At 57.8% G+C, this 16,110-nt stretch carries 15 protein-coding genes; 2 read left to right on the plus strand and 13 right to left on the minus strand.

The genetic code is table 11. The features are described from left to right. Position 1 precedes the first annotated feature (1 nt). Genes ACR0JW_RS11320 through ACR0JW_RS11350 form a run of 7 tightly spaced genes read right to left on the minus strand, consistent with a single transcriptional unit; the run spans position 2 to position 7,005 of the window. The gene (locus ACR0JW_RS11320; protein WP_170681905.1) at positions 2 to 268 is read right to left on the minus strand and encodes a hypothetical protein; all 267 of its coding nucleotides are present in this window, start codon (positions 266 to 268) and stop codon (positions 2 to 4) included. After that, positions 269 to 1,606: a DUF6638 family protein gene (locus ACR0JW_RS11325; protein WP_480713926.1), complete on the minus strand. Its 1,338-nt coding sequence runs from the start codon at positions 1,604 to 1,606 to the stop codon at positions 269 to 271. It abuts the gene before it with no gap. Then, complete coding sequence (locus ACR0JW_RS11330) at positions 1,603 to 2,511, minus strand: hypothetical protein (RefSeq protein WP_170825266.1); 909 nt, start codon at positions 2,509 to 2,511, stop codon at positions 1,603 to 1,605. Before ACR0JW_RS11330 ends, ACR0JW_RS11325 begins: the two co-directional genes overlap by 4 nt. Then, positions 2,508 to 4,439 carry an ATP-binding protein gene (locus ACR0JW_RS11335; RefSeq protein ID WP_170825265.1) on the minus strand — a complete coding sequence of 644 codons (1,932 nt, stop codon included), beginning with the start codon at positions 4,437 to 4,439 and terminating at the stop codon, positions 2,508 to 2,510. The genes ACR0JW_RS11330 and ACR0JW_RS11335 overlap by 4 nt, the downstream gene beginning before the upstream one ends. Before the next feature lie 57 nt (positions 4,440 to 4,496). Continuing rightward, positions 4,497 to 5,618 (minus strand): hypothetical protein, encoded by a 1,122-nt coding sequence (locus tag ACR0JW_RS11340; RefSeq protein ID WP_480713927.1) that lies wholly within the window; start codon positions 5,616 to 5,618, stop codon positions 4,497 to 4,499. Next, a complete protein-coding gene (locus ACR0JW_RS11345) occupies positions 5,618 to 5,908 on the minus strand; it encodes a hypothetical protein (RefSeq protein ID WP_480713928.1) in 291 nt (96 codons plus the stop codon). Before ACR0JW_RS11345 ends, ACR0JW_RS11340 begins: the two co-directional genes overlap by 1 nt. Before the next feature lie 14 nt (positions 5,909 to 5,922). Then, positions 5,923 to 7,005: a coiled-coil domain-containing protein gene (locus tag ACR0JW_RS11350; protein WP_170681900.1), complete on the minus strand. Its 1,083-nt coding sequence runs from the start codon at positions 7,003 to 7,005 to the stop codon at positions 5,923 to 5,925. A 270-nt stretch (positions 7,006 to 7,275) separates the two neighbouring features. Here ACR0JW_RS11350 and ACR0JW_RS11355 point away from each other — a divergent pair, with 270 nt between their 5' ends. Both ACR0JW_RS11355 and ACR0JW_RS11360 read left to right on the plus strand, forming a co-directional pair. Further along, positions 7,276 to 8,751, plus strand: a complete 1,476-nt coding sequence (locus ACR0JW_RS11355) for an NAD-dependent succinate-semialdehyde dehydrogenase (protein WP_170681899.1) — start codon at positions 7,276 to 7,278, stop codon at positions 8,749 to 8,751. Positions 8,752 to 9,026: 275 nt separating this feature from the next. Beyond that, positions 9,027 to 9,566, plus strand: a complete 540-nt coding sequence (locus ACR0JW_RS11360) for a hypothetical protein (RefSeq protein ID WP_170825263.1) — start codon at positions 9,027 to 9,029, stop codon at positions 9,564 to 9,566. Between the two features lie 178 nt (positions 9,567 to 9,744). On the opposite strand, the gene ACR0JW_RS11365 is transcribed toward ACR0JW_RS11360, so the two are convergent. From ACR0JW_RS11365 to ACR0JW_RS11390, 6 genes are all read right to left on the minus strand, one after another. After that, the gene (locus ACR0JW_RS11365; protein WP_170681897.1) at positions 9,745 to 10,212 is read right to left on the minus strand and encodes an Hsp20 family protein; all 468 of its coding nucleotides are present in this window, start codon (positions 10,210 to 10,212) and stop codon (positions 9,745 to 9,747) included. Between the two features lie 124 nt (positions 10,213 to 10,336). Next, the gene (locus tag ACR0JW_RS11370; protein ID WP_170681896.1) at positions 10,337 to 11,155 is read right to left on the minus strand and encodes a trypsin-like serine protease; all 819 of its coding nucleotides are present in this window, start codon (positions 11,153 to 11,155) and stop codon (positions 10,337 to 10,339) included. Further along, positions 11,152 to 11,937, minus strand: a complete 786-nt coding sequence (locus tag ACR0JW_RS11375; RefSeq protein ID WP_480713929.1) for a trypsin-like serine peptidase — start codon at positions 11,935 to 11,937, stop codon at positions 11,152 to 11,154. The genes ACR0JW_RS11370 and ACR0JW_RS11375 overlap by 4 nt, the downstream gene beginning before the upstream one ends. A gap of 116 nt (positions 11,938 to 12,053) precedes the next feature. Next, positions 12,054 to 13,379 carry a glycolate oxidase subunit GlcF gene (gene glcF / locus ACR0JW_RS11380; protein ID WP_170681894.1) on the minus strand — a complete coding sequence of 442 codons (1,326 nt, stop codon included), beginning with the start codon at positions 13,377 to 13,379 and terminating at the stop codon, positions 12,054 to 12,056. Positions 13,380 to 13,383: 4 nt separating this feature from the next. Beyond that, a complete protein-coding gene (locus ACR0JW_RS11385) occupies positions 13,384 to 14,511 on the minus strand; it encodes an FAD-binding protein (RefSeq protein WP_170681893.1) in 1,128 nt (375 codons plus the stop codon). A gap of 56 nt (positions 14,512 to 14,567) precedes the next feature. After that, complete coding sequence (locus ACR0JW_RS11390) at positions 14,568 to 16,007, minus strand: FAD-linked oxidase C-terminal domain-containing protein (RefSeq protein WP_170681892.1); 1,440 nt, start codon at positions 16,005 to 16,007, stop codon at positions 14,568 to 14,570. Between the last annotated feature and the right edge of the window lie 103 nt (positions 16,008 to 16,110).

A 16,110-nucleotide genomic window follows, 5' to 3' on the forward strand; every position in this document is an offset into this window, starting at 1 on the left:
CTCACATGAAATTCGAAACATAAATCAGGATCGCGATCAGGCCCAGCGGCACGACATAGATCCCAAGGATCAGTTTGCGGCGAAACGATCCGTCGTATTTTTTCAGCCCGCGTTGGACAAAAGCGTCCCTGTCGCCTGTCATGCCCTTTTTCTCCCAATGTGCGATCAGTTTACCGCGTCGCACCCGGCGGGAATAGATCGACACGCCAACGTAAAGGACGGTCAGAACGATCAGCAACGGGATCAGAAAGCGGAGTGCGACCAACATTTAACTTCTCCCTACTGCGCCCCAGGGACCAACGCGCGCGATGATATCATCGCTGACCCGATCACTGCCACTCATGTCCGGCTCATGCCCGAACAGCGCGGCCCGGGCGCCTGCCTTGTCCACCTGATACTCTCGCGCAAGGAACTCGGCAACATAGGCTTTTTTGGTTTCCTGCCATGTCGAATAAGTGCGGTAGAACAGCTCTTTGTGGCAAATGAACATCTGGCGCGGATCCAGCGGGGCCAGTTCGGCCAACAGCATATTCACCAGATCGCGGTGCGGCGTATCGGCGGCGCGCAAAGTATAGAAATAGGCCGGATGATCCGAAGTTATACGCGGCCAGGGCCCGCCGTCCGTCGACCAGCGCAGCAACTGCGCCAGACCGTGATAGGCCTCGGGCAGACGGTCCGAATGGTTGCGCGCCAGACGTCGCATGTCGCTGCGGTCCAGCCCGGTCAGATCGACATCAGCATCCGCAGCAGCATCGATGGTCAGGAAATCCATCTTCTGCTGCAGGATTGCGGCGGCATCCACGCCGCGCGCCTTGACGATGGGTTCGACCAGATCATTGTAGTCGAGAAATTTTGCAATCTGGTTCCGCTGCGACGGACCAAAGATGTACTTGATCGGCAGGCCATCCGGCCTGTCCCCCATGCAAATCGCCGCCGGGTGGTCCAGATCCGGGAACAGATACAGCCCGCCGAAATGCGCCGTCCAGAAGTTGCGCTGCTCGAATGCGGTGTGGCGCAGGCGGACGGGATTGCGCGTGACGTCCCCCGTCTCCTTGGCTGTCTCGATCATCTTCGCGATCAGAACATCATCGAACCAGGCATCCTCTTCGGTTTTGAACCGTTCGACCATCCCCGCCAGTTGCTGTGCCTTGCGCAGAGTGCCGCCCGCGGTGTCGGCCTCAATCTCGATCTTGCGCAGGTTCAGCAGATCGCGCGGCGTGGTGAGTTTGAAGACCGAGTTCACCAACTCTCCGGCCACCGCATCGGTGGCGGTCAGGGCGAAAAGCTGCGCCTCGTTCATCTCGATGAATTCGCGCAGGATATCGCGCGAGGTCGAGAATTTGACGTTCAGCAACGGCGCGCGTTTCTGCTCGGTCGTCAACAGAATGAACTGCCGGTTGACCCCGTTGGGGTTGAGGTAGAGCGGGTCGTCCAGCTCAATCCCCACCTCCGGCGAATAGCCCGAGATATCGACATGGAAATCCGTCAGCGCGGTGGTCTTGCCCGCCAGATGCTGCAACGCTCGGTTATACCGCTCGACCAGAGCCGGGCTCGAGATGTGGACGAGGTTGCCGAACATCAGGCCTTTTTCGATGAGGCGGATCATTTTGAATACCACACTTTCTTGGCGATTTCATTCGACGTAGGATCCCGTTCGAGAACCCGCTCAAAATTGCTCAAAATGAAAGTCAAATGGTAATCTTCCAGTCGCCTCTTTTGGGCGCTGCTCAAACCATTTGAAACTTCTAATATTTCTTCGATAGCTACAATTGTGCTCCTTAAGGTACGTACGAATAGCGGACCGAAAATTCGTTCTTCGCTAGGCTCAGTCTTTCTGTATTTGTAAAAAATCTCGAAACTTATGTTCTTCAAAGCGTTGTAAAATTCTTCATCTTCAGCCTCAATTTCGAATTCAGAAAAGAACTCAGACAACTCTTTATCGATACCGAAATGATCTTCTTCTGACATGGACGTTCTAACCACGCGTCGAAGGTTATCCAACAACACATCAAGGTGCTCTTTGGAGCGAGTTTCAGTTCTTTGCTCGGCTTCGTCTTGAAGCACAATCAATTGAGCCTCCATAGCCTTGGCCATTTTTTCATATTCAGACCGGCTTAAACTCAGTTCTTCACGCTGTGCCGCCAGTTCTTTGCTTTGCAATAGCACAGTGACGATTATCCAAAGGAATGCCAATGCTCCGGCAAAACCAGCTAGTGTATCCCCGACTTCATTGGGTGGTGCATTAAGAAACGCTACTAGTTTTGGAGGGCAATCTTCACTCGGACATGAGGGAAGTCCGGAAATGAAAAGTGTTAAGAAGAACAATCCCGCCGTGACATACACTCCCAGCCGAACCAGAATGTCTTGTTCGCTCCAACCACGATGTGTCTCTGTGAATTTTACACGCAGTTTTGGGAAATTGACCGCAGCGAGTACTACGAAAAATAGCAATACTGATGCGACAAGAAACCAAATTAGGTAAGCGTCGATATCAATACCGTACCAATTCACCCCTTCCCCTCCAGATACCGCCGCTTGGCCTCTTCCATCCGGCCCATCTCACGCACTGCATTCTCGATAGCGACTTCGTCGCTCTTGTCGGCATAGCGGAACTCGCTGTCGGCGTAGCGGTTGATTTCCTGCATCACCATCTCAACGGTGATCGGCTGGCGCAGGTCCTCGATCATGGCCTTCTTGGTGTCGTAGTCGCGGAACAGGAACAGGTCAGGGTTTTCCATCCATTCGTCGGGCAGTTCGAAATCCATCGCGCGGACCTTGACCGCGTCGGTGATGTTCTTGATCGCGCGGCCGGTGAAGCGTTCATCCGCCTGCTGGATCGCCTTGAGGTAGGTGCCCAGCTTGGCGATGGTGTCCATCTGGCCGATATCGCCTGAAACGCGGTCATAAACCTGCAGCAGCGCATCCTCATGCGGACGAAAATGGCTTTCGAAACTGGCGACGACGGCCTTTTTGATTTCCTGCGCGGCATAGGCTTCGTGCTCGCCCAGCGGGATGTCGTGGTTGCGGCCCATCAGCAGGTGCAGGATGTCGATGTAATCCTCGCGCGTCTGCGGCCCGTCCACCAGGAACCGCGCACCCGCCCGCTGGCGCAAGGCGTCGTCCACGTTCTCGGGGTAGTTCGAGAACATGCCAAAGGTGCAGTTCCCGCGCACGACGGTGTTGGCACCCGCAAAGCTCTCCATCAGCACGGCGGTGATTTCCAGTTGCCCGGCCGAGGACTGCCTGTCGCCGCGCTTACCCGCCAGCTGGTCGATGTCGTCGATGGTGCCGAACCCGATGACCGAGGGGTCGATGATCGTGTTGATAAACGACTTGGCGTTCTGGCCGGATTTGCCCTGATAGCTGTCGATATTGTCGGTGCTCAGGTTCTGATAGCGAAACGGATAGCCCGCGTTCTGGCAATAGTCGTTGATCAGCCCGGCCATCATCTGGATCAGGGTGGTCTTGCCGGTGCCCGGCTTGCCGTCCCCCATAAAGGTAAAAATGAACCCGCCAAGTTCGGCAAACGGGTTCAGGCGGCGGTCGAAATCGTAGGCCATCACCATCTTGGCCAGCTTCATCGCCTGATACTTGGCGATATGGTTGCCCACCACCTCGTTCGGTTTCTTGAACGTCATGGTCAGAGTGGTGGATTTGGCTTTCGATGCCGGTTCAAACCCCCGGATGGTCAGATCATCAGCCTCGATATGCCATGCGGCGTTCTGAAACGGGGCCAGATGACCTGCGGACTGGGCGCGCAAGGCGGCCTTCTCCATCAGTTGTTCGGCATAGGCGCTGGTCGCGGCGATCAGATGCGCGTCGTCCGGGGCGTGTTTGGCAAGGGTCTGATCCAGTTCCCACAACGCGCCATGCAGGGCGAGCTGGCCGTTATCGGTCAGAACCTCTTCGACCTCACCAATATCGACTGTCGTCTCGCCTAGGTGAGACGACATCAGGTAAGCCAGTGCATTGCCGAAACTGTGGGACGTGATCAGCGCCTCAGCTGTCAGCAGTTCCGAAAACTCAGACTTGCGCGCGGCGGGCAAATCCCCGGCCAAATTCGCGCGTTTCAGATCGGCAAGCGGCGTCTGTTCCGCGTAAGCCTCAGCAACGGCCAGAGCGATGGCGATGGCGCGCCGGATGGCCTGCTGCGTTGTGGCCTGAGGCGGTGAGACCAATGCATCGCCATCGTCCGACGCCTCGATCCGTTCGACCAGATGCACCCCATCGGCGCGCACCCTGCGCCGCGTCACCAAACCCGGTGTCGTCGACCGAAATCGTCGCCCAGTCGTAACACCCGGAGACCGTTCAAGCGCCACCTCCACCGCCTTTGCAATCCGAGGCGCGTGTTCGAAACCGTTCAGCAAAGCGGTCGCCGCCGGATAATGCTTGCGAATATCCGCCTCACGCAATTCCATCTGATCTGACGTCAAACTCATCTCAAAAGCCGCCCTTACTTCATCTTTTCAAAAATACTCTCGCCGAAGGCGAAAATCTCAATACCTCAACACCTGTCCGGACTTGCTGACTACGAACTTGCGGACATCGGCGAATCCCGGCGGGTTGCGTTCGGCCAGCACCTGAAACGGGCGCTGGGGCAGGATGATCGACCGCTGCGTGCGCGTGGCCCCGGTTTCGGCCCCTTGCCCGCCGAACGGGTCCAAAGCGAACACCTCGCGCTCAACGGTTGAGAACCAACCGGCGCGTTCCTCGATCACCTCTTCGCTTTGCAGTTCTTCGGTGGTCCAGGCCAGTGCCCAGTCCTGACCTTCGGGCGCCTGCGCGTCCTCCAGCACCTGCCGAAGGGGGCCTGATTGCTCGGTAAAGGCGGAAGAATACATCGGTCCCACATGGATGCGACGCATGTGTTTGGGGTGCAGGTCGTCGAAATCCTGATCGAAGCCCTTGGCGATGGTCACCAGTTTCAACCCGCCTAAGGACTGCGCCATCAGATGCGCCTGCACCTCGGGCCAGCGGCGTTGGTCCTTGGGCAAGGCGGTTTTGCCACTGTCCTCCAACTGCATCAAGTAGATGACCGGCAGGTTGATCTGGCTGTCATAGACCGCCCAGTGGATCAGAAATTTGCGCCGCTCGCCTTCATTCCCGATCCAGTGGCATTCGGGATCGTTGCGAGCCCAGAAAAGCTGTCCCTTCAGCAATTCCTCGTAATAGAGCCTTTGGGACAGCGCGAATTGCAGCTTGGTGGGGATTTCCTGATCCCCGATGATGGTGCGCACCATGTCGGTTTTCAGGTCCTCTTCCGAGGGCATATTCGCCAGATGCACCTGCGCCTGCTGCGCGTCATTGGCCATGGTCAGCAGCTCGGCCGCCACCGGAAACCCGCTGTCGCGCTTGTCCATGGCGAGACTGCCAAAGAACCGCCCCGCATCGCGCCCGACCAGCAGGTATTTCATGCTGAGCGCGCGGAAGGTGTAGAGCAGCCCCGAGAGGTAACGCGACACGATCCGCACCTCTTGCTTGCTGATCGCGCCCTCTGCCTCCATCGTCGCGGCCACGCGCAGGAGGTGGACGGTGATAACCTCGAATTTGCGGAAATAACGGCGCGAGGCGAATGTGTCGGTCAGGCCGACATGGTCTTGGGTGGGGTTAGTATTCATTAGTCTCCACCATCTCCATCACCCGAATGGTAGCCATCGTTCTCGTTGTAGAACGCAATTTCAGCGGAAACAGGATCTTCTTTCCGGTAAAGGCGATAGACGATGTGACCGACCGCGAAGAATACCAGCATACTCAACGCAATAGCCCAATAGGACTCTGTGATCCAATATAGAACGACGCCAATCCCAATGGCGAACCACCGCACGATCATCGCCGTCTCAACCCAATCCGGTAGGTCAATGTCCTTGCGAGACAACGCCGGAGGAGGACGTCTTTCGCCGTCACTCATAGCGGAGCCTTTCCTTAAGAGCCCCCATACAAATTCTTATCATGCTTCTCGACAATCGAGGCGAACCGGCGGGCAAAGCGTTCATCCGCCTTGGCCTTTTTCTCCAGCACGTCGCGGGCAAAGACCATGTGGTCCTCATGCGCCTCTAGCATGTCGGCCATCTTCTGGTTGGTCGCGGTGCCGATGGCGGCCATGGCGGTTTGCGCCTCTTGGTCGGTCTGCACGCCGATCTCGTTGATGCGGTGGGCCACGTCCTGCTGCTGCGCGGTTTTCAGCGACTTTGTCAGGGCGTCATACAGCACCACACGCTGTTGCGTGTCTGTCTGCAGTTTGTTGATCAGCACCATCTGCGTCGCCGCTTGGTTCTGCAGTGAGTCAACCCAGGTCTTGCCCTTTTCGATATACCGCTCCAGCGTCTGAGACTTGGCCAGCTTGACCTGTTCTTCCTGAACCTTGGCGTTGTATTGCTTGTTCAGCTCGGCCAGTTCGGTCTCCAACTGGGTCCGCGCGGCGGCGTCCTGTTCGACGCTGATCTTGTTTTCCAAAGTGATGATCGTCGGGTCCATGCCCTGAATCTCAGAGCGTAGCGCCTCCAGCTCAGCCACGGTCGCTTCACGGTCGTCCAGTGTGACAGTCAGGTTGTCCTCGACCTTCACGCGCTGTTCTTCCAGCACTGACAACTGTCCTTCCAGCAGCTTCACGATCACGTCGGATTTGGCGATCAGGTCCTGCAGCTTGTCGTCGATATTGGCGGTGCGCATCCGCTCCTGCCGCATCGACTCGGATTTGGCCTTGGCAAAGATGCCGACAAAGCTCTCCCACCCGGTTTTCGAGCGCATCTCGTCGAAATCCTTGGAAAAGGCGTTGGTCACGTCGTCCAGACCCATGATCAGCTCGGCGATATTCGCATTCATCACCTCAGTATGGGCATGCACGTCCTCAAGCGTCGCGTTTTCGATGTCGATATCCGCCTCGGCAGTGCCGATCTTGGCGCGCGCGGCCTCAATCCGCGAGGTCAGCCCTTCGATCTGTGACTGACTTTCACGCACTTTGGTCTGAGTTTCCTGAATCAATGCCTCGAACTGTTGGTTCGACATCTGTCCTATCCTTGTTTTTTCTTATCTACCCAATGAGATAGTGAATGTTATGACGATTTACATCCCCATAGGTCTCGAAATCATCAGAACTTTGGCAAAATCAATCAGAAAAAGATAGGCGCGACGATACAATCCAAAGCTGTATTATCAGCCGACCCTGATGTTCCGTTGTCCATATTCTGGATTGATCCTTCCGCCGGAGTGGCCATGGACAAAACCCGCGGCACATGGTTGGGTGCGCGCAAATCTTTTCCTGCCGGAGACTGACTCATGCTGGACGCAACAACCGACCTCAAATCAATCCTGAAAAACCCCGATCTGCTGGTGACCAAAGCCTATATTGGCGGCCAGTGGGTGGACGGTGACAATGGCACCTTTGCCGTGACCAACCCCGCGCGCGGCGATGTGGTTGCAGAGGTTGCGGATCTCAGTCGCGCTCAGGTCGCTGGCGCGATTGCACAGGCGGAGGCCGCGCAGAAGGAGTGGGCCAAGCTGACCGGCAAAGAGCGCGCCGTGATCCTGCGCCGCTGGTACGACCTGATGATGGAAAACGCCGAGGATCTGGGCAAAATCCTGACCGCCGAGCAAGGCAAGCCACTGGCAGAGGCCGTTGGCGAGATCGGCTATGGTGCATCCTTTATCGAGTTCTTCGGCGAAGAGGCCAAGCGGGTTTACGGTGAGACGATCCCCGGCCATCAGCGCGACAAGCGGATCATGGTTCTGAAACAGCCGATCGGCGTTGCAGCCTCGATCACGCCCTGGAACTTCCCTAACGCGATGATCACCCGCAAGGCGGGACCCGCGCTGGCTGCTGGCTGCGCGTTTGTTGCGCGTCCTGCGGCCGAAACACCGCTATCCGCGCTGGTTCTTGGTCTTCTGGCCGAAAAGGCCGGCATCCCGGCGGGTGTGTTCAACGTCGTGCCGTCCTCGCGTGCCAGCGAGATCGGCAAGGAGTTCTGCGAAAACCCGGGTGTACGCAAGCTGACCTTTACCGGGTCGACCGAGGTGGGACGCATCCTGCTGCGCCAAGCCGCCGATCAGGTCATGAAGTGCTCGATGGAGCTGGGCGGCAACGCGCCTTTCATCGTGTTCGACGACGCCGATCTGGATGCAGCAGTCGAAGGTGCCATGCTGTGCAAGTTCCGCAATAACGGCCAGACCTGTGTCTGCGCCAACCGGATTTATGTACAGGCCGGTGTCTACGACGCCTTCGCAGCCAAGCTGAAAGCTGCGGTCGAAGCATTGAAAGTCGGCGATGGCCTGACCTCCGGCACCACCACCGGTCCGCTGATCAACGCCGATGCGGTCGCCAAGGTTGAGGAACACATAAAAGACGTCACCAACAAAGGCGGCGCGGTTCTGACCGGCGGCCTGCCGCATGACCTGGGTGGCACCTTCTTCCAGCCGACGATCGTGACCGGTGTGACTCAGGACATGATGGTCGCGCAGGACGAGACATTCGGGCCGCTCGCACCGCTGTTCAAATTCGAGGACGAGGACGATGTGATCGCGATGGCCAACGACACGATCTTTGGTCTGGCCTCCTACTTCTACGCCAAGGACCTGAGCCGCGTGTATAAAGTGGCCGAGGCGCTCGAATACGGCATCGTCGGCGTGAACACCGGCATCATCTCGACCGAGCTGGGTCCGTTCGGCGGTGTCAAACAGTCAGGCCTGGGCCGCGAAGGCAGCCACCACGGTATGGAAGACTATCTGGAGATGAAATACGTCTGCCTGTCGGTTTGATACGGCGCGGTCCGACCTGAGCCCGACCGGCGGTAACGTATTGAACAAGATCGAAGGCCTAGCCGCCCTGCCCTCGGGCCAGACGATGTCTTGGGCAATCGGGTCGGTGACTGAGGGAACCAACTTTCAAATACTGCATAAGATGGGCTCCGCGCGAAATTTGCGTGGGGCTTATCTTTCAAAGCCAGCTTTGAGCCCGAAGCCGACTCCTCCACCAAATTTTGGTACATTCGGCAACAACCATTTCAAGCGCTTGTCTTGTGGGAGGGGCCGCTATGAAAGCCACGGTGATACCATTGATTGTACTTTGCGCTACTTTGGCGGTTACTTACTCAGTTCCTGCATACGGTCAATCGGAGAGTGATGAACGCGATGAAATGGTCAGAATTCAAAACTCGCTCAAGCTCATTCGTGCGTTTGAGCACGACAGTAGGCATCTCTACTATCTACAAGCAAATGCGATAATCGCTGACCAAGGCGGATGGAACGAGGGTGAACTGGCGTATGGCACGCGCGCCGACCTATTGGGCGAAGCTGCTGAAAGCCTGCTGCTTCCGAAATTCAAACGCCTCTCGTCTCGCTTGGGAAATAACAAGAACCTTAGCGACCAAGAGAAAACACGATTGTTGGAAGCAGTAGACCAAATGTTGCGGGCCGTTTACTTGTCGAACTCAATTGCCGAGGCATTGAACGCAAGCGATCTGGACTTGGCGATAAAGCTGTACCACGACCAGTCAGTCCCGCTTTTTGAGGCTGTTTGGGCGACGAACTACACTCTGATAAGTGAAGCCGAGAGGCGGTTTCCTCGCCGCTAGATTATCATCTGCCATCGGCCAACTTCCAAAAACCGACCGTAACGCCAACGGCAGCTTCGTCCGCATTTCGGCCACTCACTGACCCCACAAAAAAAACAACGCCCCGCGTCTGGAGGAACGCGGGGCGGGTGTTGCGACGGTCCGGGAGGAGGAGACCGTCGCAGGATCTTAAGGCGCGTTAGTTCACGGCCTTGGCGTCAACCACATCCTTCTCGATGGCTTTCGCCGAAGAAATCTCGATCCGGCGCGGTTTCAGGGCCTCGGGCACTTCGCGCTTCAGGTCGATGTTCAGCATGCCGTTTTCATGGCTGGCGCCGGTGACACGGACATGGTCGGCCAGGGCAAAGCGGCGCTCAAACGCGCGCGTGGCGATGCCGCGGTGCAGGTAGCTGCGCTGTTTGTCTTCGGCGGCTTTCTTACCGGCGACGATCAGCGCGTTTTCCTTCACTTCGACCGACAGGTCATCTTCCGAAAAACCGGCGACAGCGACGGAAATCCGATAGGTGTCGGCATCGGTTTTCTCGATGTTATAGGGCGGGTAGCTGGGCTGAGCCACGTCGTTGGTCAGAACGCGGTCCATCATGTCGGCGATCTGGTCGAAACCGATGGTGGCGCGGTGCAGCGGTGCAAAATCAAATGTACGCATGTGTCGTATCCTCATGTTTGAGCGATTCACGATTTGTTGCCCTCCGTTCGGACGGGCGGTGATGTTTTCCGAACCCCGTTGTGGCGATCCGGTACAATTCACATGGGTAGCGATTTCGCCGAGTTCAAGACCCGCCAGCACCGATGAATTTCGCACCCGAGCTGGACTTGCCCGATCCCACCTGCAACCGGCGGATCGAGGCCTTGGGTTGCGGCGCATCCCGCCGCATGATCGACTTGAGTTCGGACACGACGCCGGCCAGTTCCATACCAAATCCGACCTTTTTTCCGTCATAGACTCCGACGGCGGACACCACGGACAGGATCTGCCAGCGCGGGCCATTTTTCGCCAGTATGGCCGAACCGGATGACCCAAAGGTAATATCGCAATCAAAGGTAATCAGACCCAGACGTCGTTCCAGAATTCGGCATGATCGTTCGCGCGTAATCGCCTCGGACCGGCCCAACCCGTATGAGGCAATGGTGATTTCCTTGTTCAGAATTTGCCCGCCATGCAAGGCGAAGGGATCGGCAATCGTGTAAGGGATTGGCTTTTCCAGACGCATGAGCGCGACATCGGCGCGAACCGCTTCAGGCGAAAGCGGATCATTCGCGCCATAGGCGGGATGGGCGGCGATCTGCACCACGTTGCGTTCGGCCAACGCCTTGCCGTTGCTCAGCCCGGCGCGGAAAACCACCTCGCCAGACCGGTAAGGTTTGCCGGTTTTCTTGTCCAGGGCGCAATGCGCTGCCGTCAGCACCAGGTCCTGCGCAATCAGCGTTCCGGTACAAAACGACCGCGACCCCACATCCAATCGTCCGACCGCTTCCCATCCATACAGATCATCGCGGTCCACCAGCGTGCGTTTGCTTGATGTCTGGGCGGATGCAGCACCGATCAGAACGGACTGACAAAACAGGAAGAACAGCAGAAACCTGATCATGGCCTTACGAACCTTGCCCCGATGTTTTTGCCTGAATCACCGGTTTTGGAGCCGTATCCGCGCCCTGCCGACAGTTCTGCACGCAACAATTGCAGCGCATCCTCAACCGCCGTGCCGATCGCGACGCTCTTGCCGCCCATCATCGCCTTGGCCGCAACGACCGAGACAATGCGGGGACGATTACCAGCAAAGGAAAACACCGGCGCGCCTGAAGCGCCAAAATCCACGTCGCAGGACATCACCAGAACACCCCCCTGCCCGGTCACGACAGAACAAACCTCCTGCAGGGATGGCGCCTCGGCCCTGTCTTGTGCGTAGGACACAACACCTACTTCTTCGCCCTCCACAGGGCGTTCACCAGTTTCGAAAGGAATGACCGTTGTGTTCCGGACCGGCTGCCACAACTCGATCAGCGCGATATCATGCCGGACACGTTCTGACGGGGTTCCGCCGTCAAAACGGTATTCTGGGTGGATTACGACCTGCCGGGCAGCGCGGTACGCCGATGCGCGGCCCAGGCGCCAACCAGCGAGAAACTCGATCAACGCGGGGTCAATCCGACGGCGCGTCGATTTGTCGAAAAGGCAATGTGCTGCAGTCAGAACCAGTCCGGGTGCAATCAGTGTCCCGGTGCAAAAACCGGTACCGGCGATATCCAACCGCCCGACGGCCATCCACTCGCGCCCGGAATCCGAAGTCTCAAGGCTTTTCAGCCCCGTGTCCTGCGCCATGGCTGCCATTGGCAACACAGCAAACGCTATGGCCCTGATCCAGTTTCGCACGCATGTCTCCGGCATTGCTAAAGACAGTTTGTTACGCAAACGGTGCGGCGAAAATAGGGCGCAGGCCCAGCCGGGGTTTTTCCATCACAATTGAGGCAGCGTTGCATCAACCGCGACTACTTCAGAATGGGTACGTCACCGCCGTCGGCTGTTCGGCTTTGTTGCAAGGCCCTGGGCATTGGGCCGCCAGTCGCCCAGTCCAGCAACTCGACCGTGTGCAGGACGGGCGTACCTGTTCCCGAACCGATCTGCATCATGCACCCAATATTTCCGGCGGCGATCACGTCGGGCTTTTTCGCTTCCAGTGTCCGCACTTTGCGTTGTCTGAGCTGGGCCGAAATTTCAGGCTGCAACAGGTTGTAGGTTCCGGCGCTGCCACAGCACAGATGACTGTCAGCCGGCTCGGACACGGTGAAACCTGCGCGCTTCAGCAAGTCCTTGGGATAGGTTTTGATCTTTTGCCCGTGCTGCAGCGAACAGGCCGCGTGATACGCCACACTCATGCCCCGGCCTTCACTTTCGGGAAGTTCCAGCTGCATCAGAAGCTCGCTGACATCCATGGCAATTGCAGATACACGTTCCGCATCCGCAGCCAGCGCGTCGTTGCGGAACATGTGACCGTAATCCTTCACGGTTGTCCCGCAGCCCGATGTATTGATGACGATGGCATCCAGTCCCTTGCTGTCCATCTCGCGCGTCCAGGCCCGGATGTTGGTCGCGGCAGAAGCGTGACTTTCGCGCGTCTTGCCCATGTGATGGGTCAACGCTCCACAGCAACCGGCGCCATCTGCGACCACGACCTCGCACCCCAATCTGGTCAACAGGCGGATTGTGGCGTCATTGATATCGGTGTTCAGCGCCTTTTGTGCGCAACCTGTCATCAACGCCACGCGCTTTTTGCGTTCGCCCTTGGGCTCAAAGCACTGCGGATCATCGTTTCGGCTAACTGGCGGGATGTGTTTTGGTGCCATATCCAGCATTGCACGCAAACGCGCATCAGGCATCAGAAAGCGAAATGGCCGCCCCAGCTTTGCCCCGATCAAAGCCCACCTGAACCGCATCGGGTAAGGCAGGATCTGCGCCAGCATCCAGCGCAGTGCACGATCCATGAAGGGGCGCTTGTAGTTCGTATCGATATACTCGCGCGCGTGATCGACCAAATGCATGTAATGCACGCCCGACGGGCAGGTGGTCATGCAAGCCAGACAGGACAGACAACGGTCAATGTGTTTGACGGTCTTTTCGTCCGGAACGCGATTGTTCTCCAACATGTCCTTGATCAGGTAGATACGCCCGCGCGGGCTGTCCAGTTCATCCCCCAGAACCTGATAGGTCGGGCAGGTCGCAGTGCAAAAACCGCAATGCACGCAACTCCGCAGGATGTCGTTGGACCTTCGGATCGCGGGATCCTGCAACTGTTCTTCGGAAAAGGTTGTCTGCATTACCCTACCCCATCAGGCCCGGATTGAATAAACCCTTCGGGTCAAACCGCTGTCGCAATCCCTGCGTCAGCGCGGCCACCCCTGCAGGTTCGGGCTGAAAACGACCAAACTGTGCGATTTCAGCATCGCGGCCCCGAACAAGCGTGGAATGTCCCGGAACCCCCTCCAGCGCGGCCCGAAGATCGAACCCTTCGGGCGCAAGCGTCCAGATCAGCCCTCCGCCCCAATCCAGAAGATGAGTGCAGCCCGGCTTGTCTACGACGCGCAGCATGTCTGTCGGCTTGACGGACGTTTTCCAGACATTTCCCGCAGTGTCTGCGAAGGGTTCGACATCACGAACAGCCTTCCAGATCGCCTCGTTTTCCGCAGCGTCGGTCACTATTCGGTCGGGCTTCTGATCGCAGAACATTTCCGTCAGTTTGCCAATCCGATACGCGACTGAATCACTGAACCCTTCAATGCGAATGACCGTCTCGGACGTTGTTTGTTTCATCTGTGATCCGCCCGGCAGTCGCGCGGCACCCGTGACTTCGAAAGGGGACGCCAGCGCCTCGCTGAACAGTTTCAGGGATTGTGACCAGTCGCACCCGCTCCACACCAGAGTTGCCGAACTTTCCGAGCGCGGCAAAACTTTCAGCGAGACCTCGGTCAACACGCCAAGCGTCCCCCACGACCCGGCCAACAGCTTGACCAGATCGTATCCGGTAACGTTTTTCATCACCCGGCCACCGTTTCGGATCACTTGCCCCAAACCGTCGACATAGCGCACGCCCAAAAGAAAGTCCCGACACGCCCCCGCCTGCACGCGGCGCGGCCCCGAGACATTGGCGGCAACCACGCCCCCTATTGTCGGCTCGCCTGTTGTGCCCATCAGCGCGCGATGATCCATCGGCTCGAACGCAAGCCTCTGGCCTTCGGCATCAAGCGCGGCATTGATATCCGCTACCGAAGTTCCGGCCCGGGCGACCAATGTCAGCGCACCCGGCTCATAGAGGGTGATCCCGCGCAATCCTGTCACACTCAGGTCCGCATCCGGCCCGGTCACACCTCGGGTACCTCCCCCGGCAATTCGCACCGGCTGCGCCAGCCCGGCCACCATTTCGGCCAGTTCGGCCTCTGTTTCAGGTCTCATGTCTCTTCTTCTGTTCCAAAATCCTCGGGGCGATCGCGTGACGAGGGCAGTGCCCCCTACTCCGCAGCAATTCGGCGCGTCGCCGAAACATCCAGTGGAAACACTTTGGCCGGGTTCAGCAGCCAGTTCGGATCGAACACATCCTTGACCGCCATCTGCGCTTCAAGATCCTGCGCCCCGTACTGATGCGTCATCAGATCGCGCTTTTCGATTCCGACCCCGTGTTCGCCGGTCAGACATCCCCCGACATCGACGCATAGCTTCAGTATTTCGGCACCGAACGCTTCGCATTTCTCAAGATCGCCCGGTTTGTTGGCATCGAACAGGATCAGCGGATGCATGTTGCCGTCGCCTGCATGAAACACGTTGCCGACAGGCAGTCCGAATTCCTCACTCATCTCGCCGATACGTCGCAGCACTTTTGGAAGCGATGAAACCGGGATCGTGCCGTCGAGACACATATAATCGTTCATCTGCCCCATCGCGCCAAAGGCCGATTTGCGCCCCAGCCAAATTCGGGCGCTTTCCTCGGCGGACTGGCTTTCGCGCAGTTCGACCGGGTTGTGACGTTTGGCGATCTCGACGATCTTCGACAACTGGCTGTCGATCTCGGCCTCGGATCCTTCGACCTCGACAATCAGCAGGGCTTCGCAATCCGGATACCCGGCTTTGGCAAAGTTCTCACAGGCCTGAATGCACAGACGGTCCATGAATTCGATTGCCACCGGCAGAATGCCTGACTTTATTATGTCGGACACGCACTGCCCGGCGACTTCGTTATCGTCAAAACCCATCAGAACAGGCCGGGCGCCTTCCGGTTTGCGCAGGATGCGCAGCGTTGCCTCGGTCACGACACCCAATTGCCCTTCCGAGCCGCAGATGACGCCAAGCAGGTCCAGTCCGTCTGAATCCAGATGCGCCCCGCCGATTTCGACCACGCTGCCGTCCATCATTACCATCTTCACGCCCAGCAGGTTGTTGGTCGTCACCCCATATTTCAGGCAATGCGCCCCACCCGAATTCATTGCGATATTACCGGCAATCGCGCAGGCCAGTTGCGATGAGGGGTCCGGGGCATAGAAGAAATCATTGTCTTCGACTGCACCGGTAACACTCAGGTTCGTTCGGCCCGTCTGCACCCGGATGAAACGGTTGTCGTAGTCTACCTCCAGCACATCGTTCATACGTGCGACGCCCAGAATGACACAGTCGGCGGTTGGCAGGGCGCCTCCGGCCAGAGACGTCCCCGCACCACGCGGGACAACCGGCACGCCCTCCTGATGGCAAATACGCAAAACCTCCGATACCTCCTGAGTGGTTGATGGCAGAACCACCAGCATCGGGGGGCACCTGTATGCCGTCAGGGCGTCGCATTCATAGGCCCGGGTTTCAGCCTGATCGTGAATGATCGCATCGCTTGGCAAAACCTGTTGCAGGCGCATTGTGATCCTGTGCTTTCGTGAAATCACGCCCGGATCAGGCAGTGGCATTTCCATGGCGAACTCTCCCTTTTGGTAAAATAATATTACCAAAACGGAGAACTGACAAGCATTCATCTGGTGGCCGCTTCGGCCCCACATGATCAGTACCGTCCAAATG

The organism is Ruegeria sp. BG6 (assembly GCF_056538465.1).